Here is an 8845-nt window from a genome sequence, read left to right as displayed (position 1 = left end):
GCCTCGGCTTCAACGGGCGCGATGGACGCGGGTGGCGTTTCCTCTTCGGGAGCGCTTTTGTTACGCTTGAACCAGCCAAAAACCATGATCCTGGGGCCTGCCTCATTGTTGCTGTCAGCGCGCATTATCTCGCGAAGGGCGAAGACGAACAATCTTTTGAAAATGCCATGAGTATCCGCATCATTGCCGGACGCTGTCGCGGCCGCAGCTTACGCACTCCTCGCGGCGACGCCCTACGGCCAACCCCTGGGGTCGTTCGGGAGCGCCTCTTCAATTGGTTGGCGGCAGAGATCTCTGGGGCAGTGGTCCTCGACCTGTTTGCAGGAAGTGGAGCCCTTGGACTCGAGGCTTGGTCGCGGGGGGCCGCGCGCGTGGATTTTGTCGAAAAATCGCCTCAGCATCGGCAGATACTGTCCGAAAACCTTACCCTTTGCGGTCTCGACCCGCGCACCCGGCTGATTGGCCATGATGCCCTGCAGACCCTATCGACAAGTCTACCCTGCTATGATTTGATCCTTGCCGACCCGCCTTTCGCCCAGGGCTGGCCGCAGCGGCTGCTGTCCGTATTGCTCGCCCAACCAGGGCCTTTTCGGCCTGGGGCTTGGCTGTATCTCGAGGCGAGCGCTACCGAGATCTGGTCCGCCGCCGATTTGCCCGCCAAGTGGCAGATCCATCGTCAGGGGCATTGTGGCGACAGCCATTACCTTCTTCTGCAGCAGAGGAGCAGCGCATGAATCCGAGTCCCCGTCCGCGCCGCATCGTCTACCCAGGTACCTTCGACCCCATCACCCTGGGGCATGAAGACTTGGTGCGGCGAGCGGTGGAGCTCTTCGACGAGGTGGTCGTTGCGGTAGCTGCCGAAACGCCAAAGACCACCATCTTTCCCCTGGCCGATCGCGTTGCGCTGGCGGAATCCTGTCTGGCGGGCATACCCGGGGTGCGGGTACGGCCTTTTCAGGGCCTGCTCCTCCACCTGCTTGCCGAGGAAGGGGTGCGGGTGATTCTACGCGGCTTGCGCGCGGTCTCCGACTTTGAACACGAGTTCCAGCTCGCTTCCATTCAGCGGCGCATGGACTTGCATGTGGAAACCCTCTTCCTGATGACCTCCGATGCCTACACCTTCCTGTCTTCGAGCCTGGTTCGGGAAATCAGCCGCTTGGGCGGGGATGTGGGCGCCTTTGTGCAGCCAGTGGTCGCCGACGCCCTACGCCAGCGCTTTGCCCCCGCAGAGGAGAAAAGGATAGAATAGGTCCAATTTCATTTAGGGCGAATTCTCATGTCTTTGCACATTCTCGACACCTGCATCAACTGCGACGTTTGCGAACCCGAGTGTCCCAATGGCGCCATTCATATGGGGGCCCAAATCTACGTCATCGAGCCAGGGCTTTGCACCCAGTGCGTCGGCCACTACGACACCCCACAATGTCAGGAGGTTTGTCCGGTGGACTGCATCGAACTCGACCCAGCCAACCCGGAGTCGCCCGAAGCTCTGCAGGAAAAGTTTTTGCTGCTTACCGGTCAGATTTGACGCAAGCAATCTCGCTCATCCAGTAAAGGATGATATTGCCTGTTACCGCTGGCAATTACTACAAAAAACGGTGGAGCGCCCCGCAATACGGATACCACGCAAAATTGCGCCGCAGGCATGGCAGGGCTCTCCATCCCGACCATACACCGCAAGAGATAGTCGAAAATACCCCTTCTTGCCATCCGGACGGGTAAAGTCGCGTAGGGTCGTGCCCCCCTCGGCAATCGCCTCCTGCAACACTTCGACCACTGCTCGGGCAAGGCGCTCGTAGCGCGGCAGGGCGATGCGTCCGGCGGCACGACGCGGGTCGATACCGGCTCGAAAGAGGGATTCGTTGGCATAGATGTTACCCACTCCTACTACCTGCTGGGCATCCATGAGAAAGCTCTTGATGGCTTGTTGATGCCCGCGGCTGCGTCGGTACAGATAGCATCCATCGAAATTCGGCCCCAAGGGCTCCGGGCCGAGGCGAGCGAGTAGCGGGTCCGTCGACCAGTCCTCTCCCCAGAGCAAAAGGCCAAAACGGCGCGGGTCATGAAAGCGCAGGCAATGACCATCGTCGAGAAGGACATCGACATGATCATGGGCGCGCGCCGGCGTTTCTGCCGGCAATACCCGCAAATGACCAGACATGCCCAAGTGCAGCAGGAGCTGACCCTGATCCAGATCTACCAGCAGGTATTTTCCTCGCCGCCACAGGCGATGAATGGTCTGGCCTTGCAGGCGTGCGGCGAGATCGGGGTTGACCGGACGACGCAACCGGCCATCGCGCACCAACACTGCGACGATCTGCCGCCCGAGGATCTGCTCCTGAATCCCTAGGCGGGTGACTTCTACCTCAGGCAGTTCTGGCATTTTCTTCCCTCCACACCCCGCTGCTCATGCGCTCCCGACCGGCAAGGTCACGCTCGGTAACAACATCCTGCCAGCCGTGGGCGGCAAGCAGGGCACGCACCGATCGCCCCTGCTCGGCGCCGTGTTCCAATCCCAAACGCGCGCCGGGCAGGAGATGTTCGGGTAGACATGCGAGGATATCGACAAAGGCCTCGAGCCCAGTCGGCCCGGCCACCAGCGCTTCTTGCGGCTCGGCGGCAAGCGCGAGCAGATGCGGGTCGTCTGCCGCCAGGTACGGCGGGTTGCTCAATACCAAGGAAAACCTCGCCCCGGGGGGTAGGGCCGCGCACCAATTCCCGGCGCACCAGTGTACCGGGAGCCCCAAGCGGTCGGCATTTTCCTGCGCCAAGCGCAAGGCCGCGGCGCTGCGTTCCACCGCCCAGTATTCGCCGTCGGGGTGCGCTTGCGCCAGGGCGAGGATGATGGCGCCGGAGCCGGTGCCAAGATCGAGCACTGGTCCATCGGCGGGCAAGTGTTGCAGGGCCCATTGCACCAGGATTTCCGTGTCTGGCCGTGGGATCAATACCCGCGCATCGACGCGGAGGTCGAGGTCGAAGAAAGGCCAATGCCCCAAGCAGTACGGCAGGGGTTCTCCCTGTTCCCGTCGCGTCAGCATCTGCAGCAGACGCATCCGGCCAGAAGCCCCGAGTACGGTATCGGGATGAGTCCACAGTTGGGTTCGGCTGGAGAGCACTTCTTCAAGCAGCCAACGGGCTTCTTGTGCGGGGATGTCGGTGTACGCGGCAAGCCGGTCGGTAAGCCAGCGATGCCAGTGCCGCAGGGAATCCTCGGCGGCAGGAGTATCAGGCATCGTCACCCAGGCTTTCGAGAAGATCGGCTTGGTGCTCGCGCAGCAAGGCCTCGTAGAGCGGATCGAGCTCGCCGGCAAGAATGGCCTCGAGACGATAGAGGGTGAGATTGATCCGATGGTCGGTAACCCGTCCCTGGGGGAAATTGTAGGTGCGGATACGTTCGGAGCGGTCGCCGGAGCCAACCAGTAGACGCCGTGTTGCCGCCGTGGCACTGTGCTGTTTTTCCTGCTCCATCTCCATCAGCCGCGCTTGCAACAGGGCCATCGCTTTGGCGCGATTCTTGTGCTGGGAGCGATCCTCCTGACAGGCGACGACGAGTCCACTCGGCAGGTGGGTAATGCGCACCGCCGAGTCGGTCTTGTTGACATGCTGCCCTCCGGCACCACTGGCGCGGAAGGTATCGATGCGCAAATCGCTGCTTTGGATTTGGATGCCTTCGATTTCTTCTACCTCCGGCAGCACCGCCACGGTACAGGCAGAGGTATGGATGCGCCCTTGCGCCTCCGTCTCGGGCACCCGCTGCACGCGATGCCCGCCAGACTCGAATTTGAAACGGGAATAGGCACCGCGTCCGGCAATTTCGAGCACCACCTCGCGGTAACCGCCACGTTCGGAATCCGAGGCCGAAAGCAGGGTGACCGTAAAGCCCTTACTCTCGGCATAGCGGCTATACATACGTGCCAAATCACCGGCGAAGAGGGCGGCCTCCTCGCCGCCGGTACCGGCGCGGATTTCGAGAAAGACGTTGCGCTCATCCTGAGGATCTTTAGGCAGCAGGCGCAAGCGCAACTGCGCCTCGAGCTCGGCAATCTCGGCCTCGGCCACACTCAGTTCTTCACTGGCCAGGGCCCGCAGTTCGGCATCGCCCTCTTCTTGGAGGATGCGCGCTGCCTCGTCCAGCTCTCTTTGCCGCCGCTCTAGGCGCGCCAGAAGTTCACAGAGGGGCTGGATTTCTCCGAGTTCGCGGGATAAGGCTTGATATTGCTGCGGATCCTGCAAGACCTCGACGCTGGCTAGGCGATGCTCCAATTCCTCGGCACGCAAGCGCAGCTGCTCCAGCTGGCCGGCCAGACGTGGACTCAGGCTCATCCCTCGGCGTCACTGAGATGGAAGAGGATATCCAAGGAGGCGACGAGGGCCTCGCTGGTGGCCTCCTGACAGGGCTGTCGGAGGGTGGAGATGGGATCGTGCAGCATCTTGTTCATGAGCGCTTTGGAGAAGGCGTCGAGAACCTGGGCAGGGTCCTGACCCTGCTCTAGGTAATGCCGAAAGCGTTGTAACTCCGTTTGCCGCGCGTTTTCGACGCGCTCACGCAGACGGCGAATGGCGGGGACCACTTCGAGGCTATCGCGCCAGGACTGAAAACCCTGGACTTCGGCGGCGATGATCTGCTCCGCCTCTTGCGCCGCCTCGCGCCGCGCTTGCATACCGGCTTGGGCAATGTCGTTGAGGTCGTCGATGGTGTAGAGGTAGCAGTCATCGAGGTCGGCAATCGCCGGGTCGATATCCCGCGGCACCGCAAGATCGAGGAGCAGCAGGCTACCCCGCTCTCGCGGCAGTCCCTGCTGCACCTCTGCCGAGCGCAGGATGATCTGCGGGCTCGCAGTGCAGCTGAGGACGAGATCCACTCGGGGCACCAAGGCCGGCGCCTCTTCGAGGGAGTACGCCTGTCCACCAAGGCGATCGGCCAGGAGGCGGGCGCGCTCGGGACTACGGTTGGCCACAAAAAAACCCTCGAGTTCATGCTCGCGCAGGTGGGTAGCCACCAGTTCGATGGTTTCGCCAGCGCCGATCAGAAGCACCCTTTTGCCCTGTAAGGTCCCGAGAAACTGACGTGCCAAGCTGACGGCCGCGTAGGCAACGCTTACCGGTGCCGAACCGATGGCTGTTTCGGTGCGCACCCGTTTGGCAACCCGAAACGCCCAGTGCAGCAGGCGGTTGAGGACCGGCCCGGTACTGTCGACATCGGCGGCGATCTGATAAGCGCTCTTCACTTGTCCAAGAATTTGCGGCTCGCCAATGATCATCGAATCGAGTCCGCAGACCACGCGGAACAGATGCTGCACCGCCGCTTGGTCCTCGAGGGCAAAGGTATTGCCGCGCAGTAATTCGGCGTCGACGCCATGATATTGCGCCAGCCAATCGCGCAGGCGCGCCTCATGCGGGCCATTCCCGCCGTGGGTGTAGATTTCGGTGCGGTTACAGGTAGAAAGAATCAGTACTTCTTTGGCGAGATTTTGGGCAAGGATATCCCGGTGCGCCGCTGCCAATTGATCGGGAGCGAAGGCGAATTTCTCGCGCACCTCGATAGGCGCACTGTTATGACTCAAGCCGTAGCAGAAAATGGTGATTTCGTCCGTGCAGCGAAGGACCCATCCGTCATCGCGCATTTTCCGCAAGGCTTGCCCGGATTGCAAGCCGCTGGCCTCGGCGCTATTGTCTCGACGTCTAATGGTACAAGGATATACATGGGCAAAAAAACATGGTGGCGATGGGCGGGGCTTGCTCTACTGGCGACGGCCACAGCCGCACCGGCGGAACCGCAACTGACTGGAGAAAGTCTCTTCTACCTCCTCAGCGCCCAATTCGCCACCCAGGCCAAAGACGCCAGCATCGCCATCCCGGCTTGGAAACAAAGCGTCAAGCGAGTTCCCACCGCCAGCGTTCTGGAGGCCGCCACCAAGGCCGCCGCGCAATTTGGTGATCTCCCCCTTGCCCTCAGTTGGGCGCAGCGTTGGCACGAAATCGCTCCCGAGAACAGCGCATCGGCTCGCTTCGAGGCGGGCCTGTTACTGGCCAGTGGCAAAGACCGTCAGGCCATCGAACTATTGCAAGCTACCCTGGCGCGCTTCCCCAACGACGAGCGCGTGAGCAGCGAACTGGCGGAACTCCTCGCCCAACAAGGGCGCCTCGGGGATGCCGAGCGCCTGCTGCAAGCCGTCGTGCAGCAGCACCCAGACGCGGCCTCGGCTTATCTCGCCCTAGGCCGGGTTGCCCTGCTGCAAAAACAACCCATACAGGCGCAGAGTGCTTTTACCAAGGCGTTGCAGTTGCGGCCCGACTGGGACGAGGCAGCCGTGTTTCAGGCTGAGAGCCTACTCCGACAAGGGAAAGATCTGCAGGCCTTGCAGCAGCTACAGGGCTTTTGCGCGGCACATCCCGATGCCGTCGATGCTCGACTCTACCTTGCGCAGCTCTACCTGCGTCTCGGCGGCCAAACCCAGGCCTATCGCATCCTGCAGCAAGTGAGCCTGCTGCGTCCCGACCAGGCGGAGATCTGGAATCAGCTTCTGCCCTTGGCCATTGTCGAAAAGGACTGGAAGGGCAGCGAAAACGCCCTGGCACATCTGCGCGAGCTACAACCTCACGCCGCCATTCTGCACCTATATGCCGGCGAAATTGCCGCGGGCCAAAAGGATTGGAACACGGCAATCGAAGCCTTTCGCAAGCTCGCCGACACACCCCTAGCCGACCAAGCGCAACTGCAGATAGCGCAGGTATATTATTCCCAAGGACAAAGACAGCGTGCGCTCGAGGAACTGCAGGCGCTGCAGCGGCGGCATCCTCGCGATGTACAAATTCCCCTATTACAGGCGCAACTCCTGCAAGAACAAAAAAACTACGCAGCCGCTGCAAAAATTCTCGATCAGGCCCTGGCGCAACACCCCAAAAATGCCGATCTTTGGTACGCGCGTGGGGAGGTCGCCGAAGCTGCTGGCGACTTTACCGGCATGGAGAAAGCGATGCGCGTAGTGATTGCCCTACGGCCAACCGACGCCCAGGCATACAATTTTCTTGGCTACAGCCTGTTACTGCACCAGAAGGATCCGGCGCAAGCTGCACCCTACCTGGAGAAGGCCATAGAATACGCGCCCGAGGATCCCAGCATTCAGGACAGCATCGGCTGGCTCTATCACCTGCAAGGAAAGCAGAAAGAAGCACTACATTACTTGGAGAAAGCGCATGCCGGACTCGGCGATGATCCCGAAGTGCTCGCCCATCTGGGCCGCGTGCTCTGGCATTTGGGCCGCCAACAAGAGGCTCGCGCCCTCTGGCGACGGGGTCTGCAGCTGCATCCCAACAGTCCACAACTGCATGAGGCGTTGATGCACCCATGACCCGCTTCCTTTCGGTTCTACGCGGCGGGCTCCTGCTCAGCCTTATCGCCCTGCTCCTTTCGGCCTGCGCCCAGTTACCAGAGCCCCCCGTCGCGCAGCACCTTCTCCTACCCGCAGAGCAACGTGCCCAGGTGCTGGCCTCGGTACAGCGCTGGACCGCCAGCGGTGTTGCCTCCCTACACCGTCAGCAGGGCGGACAGAGCTTCGGCTTTCGTTGGCAGCAAGCGCCCCAGGCACAGCAACTCCGCATTCTCGGCCCCCTCGGCAATACGGTTGCCGAGCTGCGGCAATCGAATCAGCAAGCCACCCTTCTCGAGGCCAACGGCCAGCAGCGTTCGGCACCCGACATGAGCTCCTTGCTCTACCAAGTTCTTGGTGTGGAGCTGCCAGTGCCGGAACTGCCCGGTTGGTTGCTGGGAATTCCCCCCGCCAAACAAGTACTTGCCTATGATTCTGCGGGCCTGCCGGCACGCGCGCAGTGGGGCGAATGGCAACTACACTATCTGCACTACAGCGCCGTGGGCGGGCTGCAAATGCCCGCGCTTTTGCAGGCGGATGGCCCGAACGGCTTGCAACTGCGCATTGCCATCAGCGACTGGAGATTGGGACGGTGAGCGAGCCAATCTGGTACCCCGCCCCGGGCAAGCTCAATTTGATGCTGCGCGTGCTTGGACGACGAGAAGACGGCTATCACCTTCTGCAAAGCGTTTTCCAATTCATCGACCTTGCCGATACCTTGCACTTTAGCTCGGCCCCCAGTGGGGTCTTTCGCTCGCAAGGCGGTCCCGCGGGCGTTCCGCCCGAGCAAGAATTGACCTTGCGTGCTGCCCGGCTGCTTGCGCAGCACTGCGGTATCGGCGAGGGGGTGGAAATCAGCCTACGTAAGTCGCTTCCTGCCGGCGGCGGGGTGGGTGGCGGCTCTTCCGATGCGGCAACCACCCTGCTGGTGCTCAACCAGCTCTGGCATTGCGGTCTCTCCCGCGCCGAACTCATTGCCCTCGGCACAACGCTCGGCGCCGACGTGCCGTTCTTTCTCTTTGGCGAAAGCGCCTGGGCCGAGGGCATCGGGGAACGCCTGCAAGCCATGCCACCCCTGGCGGAATTACCGTATCTGTTGGTGCATCCGGGCATCTCCGTTGCTACGGCGGATGTCTTCCGTGATCCCGAATTGACACGCCAGCACCCGCCCAGCACAATATCGGCGTTTTTGGAGGGGGCGCAGGAGAATACCCTGGAGCCCTTGGTCCGACGCCGATATCCCGTCATTGCCGAGTGCATCGACTGGCTCACGGCGCAGGGCCTGCGAAATGCGCGGCTAACGGGCAGTGGTGCTTGTTGCTTCGCCGAGATTCCAGAAGCGGTGGATGCCTCAGCCCTTCTCCACCGGCTCCCCTCGCCTTGGCGAGGATGGTCGGTGCGAGGGCGGAATCATCACCCTCTTCGCGCGCTCCTTCAGAAAATCCCTGCTGGGGCGTAGCCAAGCGGTAAGGCAC

General features: G+C 61.8%; 10 protein-coding genes. 6 read left to right on the top strand and 4 right to left on the bottom strand.

Going from position 1 to position 8845, the window contains the following annotated elements; genetic code table 11:
- Positions 1-167: 167 nt before the first annotated feature.
- Genes rsmD through RTI30_RS10520 form a run of 3 tightly spaced genes read left to right on the top strand, consistent with a single transcriptional unit; the run spans position 168 to position 1528 of the window.
- Positions 168-734, top strand: coding sequence for a 16S rRNA (guanine(966)-N(2))-methyltransferase RsmD (gene rsmD, locus RTI30_RS10530; RefSeq protein WP_312262536.1), 567 nt, complete (start codon positions 168-170; stop codon positions 732-734).
- Positions 731-1249, top strand: a complete 519-nt coding sequence (coaD, locus tag RTI30_RS10525) for a pantetheine-phosphate adenylyltransferase (RefSeq protein ID WP_312283739.1) — start codon at positions 731-733, stop codon at positions 1247-1249. The genes rsmD and coaD overlap by 4 nt, the downstream gene beginning before the upstream one ends.
- A gap of 27 nt (positions 1250-1276) precedes the next feature.
- Complete coding sequence (locus tag RTI30_RS10520) at positions 1277-1528, top strand: YfhL family 4Fe-4S dicluster ferredoxin (protein WP_312262534.1); 252 nt, start codon at positions 1277-1279, stop codon at positions 1526-1528.
- Between the two features lie 42 nt (positions 1529-1570).
- On the opposite strand, the gene mutM is transcribed toward RTI30_RS10520, so the two are convergent.
- Genes mutM through hemA form a run of 4 tightly spaced genes read right to left on the bottom strand, consistent with a single transcriptional unit; the run spans position 1571 to position 5624 of the window.
- Positions 1571-2383, bottom strand: a complete 813-nt coding sequence (mutM, locus tag RTI30_RS10515) for a bifunctional DNA-formamidopyrimidine glycosylase/DNA-(apurinic or apyrimidinic site) lyase (protein WP_312262533.1) — start codon at positions 2381-2383, stop codon at positions 1571-1573.
- Entirely contained in the window at positions 2367-3233 is an 867-nt protein-coding gene (gene prmC, locus RTI30_RS10510; protein WP_312262531.1) for a peptide chain release factor N(5)-glutamine methyltransferase, read from the bottom strand. Before prmC ends, mutM begins: the two co-directional genes overlap by 17 nt.
- The gene (gene prfA, locus RTI30_RS10505) at positions 3226-4323 is read right to left on the bottom strand and encodes a peptide chain release factor 1 (protein WP_312262530.1); all 1098 of its coding nucleotides are present in this window, start codon (positions 4321-4323) and stop codon (positions 3226-3228) included. The genes prmC and prfA overlap by 8 nt, the downstream gene beginning before the upstream one ends.
- Complete coding sequence (gene hemA, locus RTI30_RS10500) at positions 4320-5624, bottom strand: glutamyl-tRNA reductase (RefSeq protein WP_312262529.1); 1305 nt, start codon at positions 5622-5624, stop codon at positions 4320-4322. Before hemA ends, prfA begins: the two co-directional genes overlap by 4 nt.
- Positions 5625-5702: 78 nt before the next feature.
- Here hemA and RTI30_RS10495 point away from each other — a divergent pair, with 78 nt between their 5' ends.
- The 3 genes from RTI30_RS10495 to ispE are packed head-to-tail and all read left to right on the top strand — an operon-like array spanning position 5703 to position 8829.
- Positions 5703-7352: a tetratricopeptide repeat protein gene (locus RTI30_RS10495; RefSeq protein WP_312262527.1), complete on the top strand. Its 1650-nt coding sequence runs from the start codon at positions 5703-5705 to the stop codon at positions 7350-7352.
- The gene (lolB, locus tag RTI30_RS10490) at positions 7349-7966 is read left to right on the top strand and encodes a lipoprotein insertase outer membrane protein LolB (protein WP_312283738.1); all 618 of its coding nucleotides are present in this window, start codon (positions 7349-7351) and stop codon (positions 7964-7966) included. Before RTI30_RS10495 ends, lolB begins: the two co-directional genes overlap by 4 nt.
- On the top strand, positions 7963-8829 hold the full coding sequence (gene ispE / locus RTI30_RS10485; RefSeq protein ID WP_312262523.1) for a 4-(cytidine 5'-diphospho)-2-C-methyl-D-erythritol kinase: 867 nt from the start codon (positions 7963-7965) through the stop codon (positions 8827-8829). The genes lolB and ispE overlap by 4 nt, the downstream gene beginning before the upstream one ends.
- The last annotated feature ends 16 nt before the right edge of the window (positions 8830-8845 follow it).

It is taken from the genome of Candidatus Igneacidithiobacillus taiwanensis, assembly GCF_031962545.1.
In the GTDB taxonomy this organism is placed as follows: domain Bacteria; phylum Pseudomonadota; class Gammaproteobacteria; order Acidithiobacillales; family Acidithiobacillaceae; genus Igneacidithiobacillus; species Igneacidithiobacillus taiwanensis.
This window is presented reverse-complemented; position numbering and strand designations above follow the sequence as displayed.

What these genes read in the sequence shown, in the direction of transcription:
- coaD (WP_312283739.1), top strand. Translation starts at nt 731, where the DNA reads ATGAATCCGAGTCCCCGTCCGCGCCGCATCGTCTACCCAGGTACCTTC.
- lolB (WP_312283738.1), top strand. Translation starts at nt 7,349, where the DNA reads ATGACCCGCTTCCTTTCGGTTCTACGCGGCGGGCTCCTGCTCAGCCTT.
- RTI30_RS10520 (WP_312262534.1), top strand. Translation starts at nt 1,277, where the DNA reads ATGTCTTTGCACATTCTCGACACCTGCATCAACTGCGACGTTTGCGAA.
- rsmD (WP_312262536.1), top strand. Translation starts at nt 168, where the DNA reads ATGAGTATCCGCATCATTGCCGGACGCTGTCGCGGCCGCAGCTTACGC.
- prfA (WP_312262530.1), bottom strand. Translation starts at nt 4,323, where the DNA reads ATGAGCCTGAGTCCACGTCTGGCCGGCCAGCTGGAGCAGCTGCGCTTG.
- hemA (WP_312262529.1), bottom strand. Translation starts at nt 5,624, where the DNA reads ATGCGCGATGACGGATGGGTCCTTCGCTGCACGGACGAAATCACCATT.
- prmC (WP_312262531.1), bottom strand. Translation starts at nt 3,233, where the DNA reads ATGCCTGATACTCCTGCCGCCGAGGATTCCCTGCGGCACTGGCATCGC.
- RTI30_RS10495 (WP_312262527.1), top strand. Translation starts at nt 5,703, where the DNA reads ATGGGCAAAAAAACATGGTGGCGATGGGCGGGGCTTGCTCTACTGGCG.
- mutM (WP_312262533.1), bottom strand. Translation starts at nt 2,383, where the DNA reads ATGCCAGAACTGCCTGAGGTAGAAGTCACCCGCCTAGGGATTCAGGAG.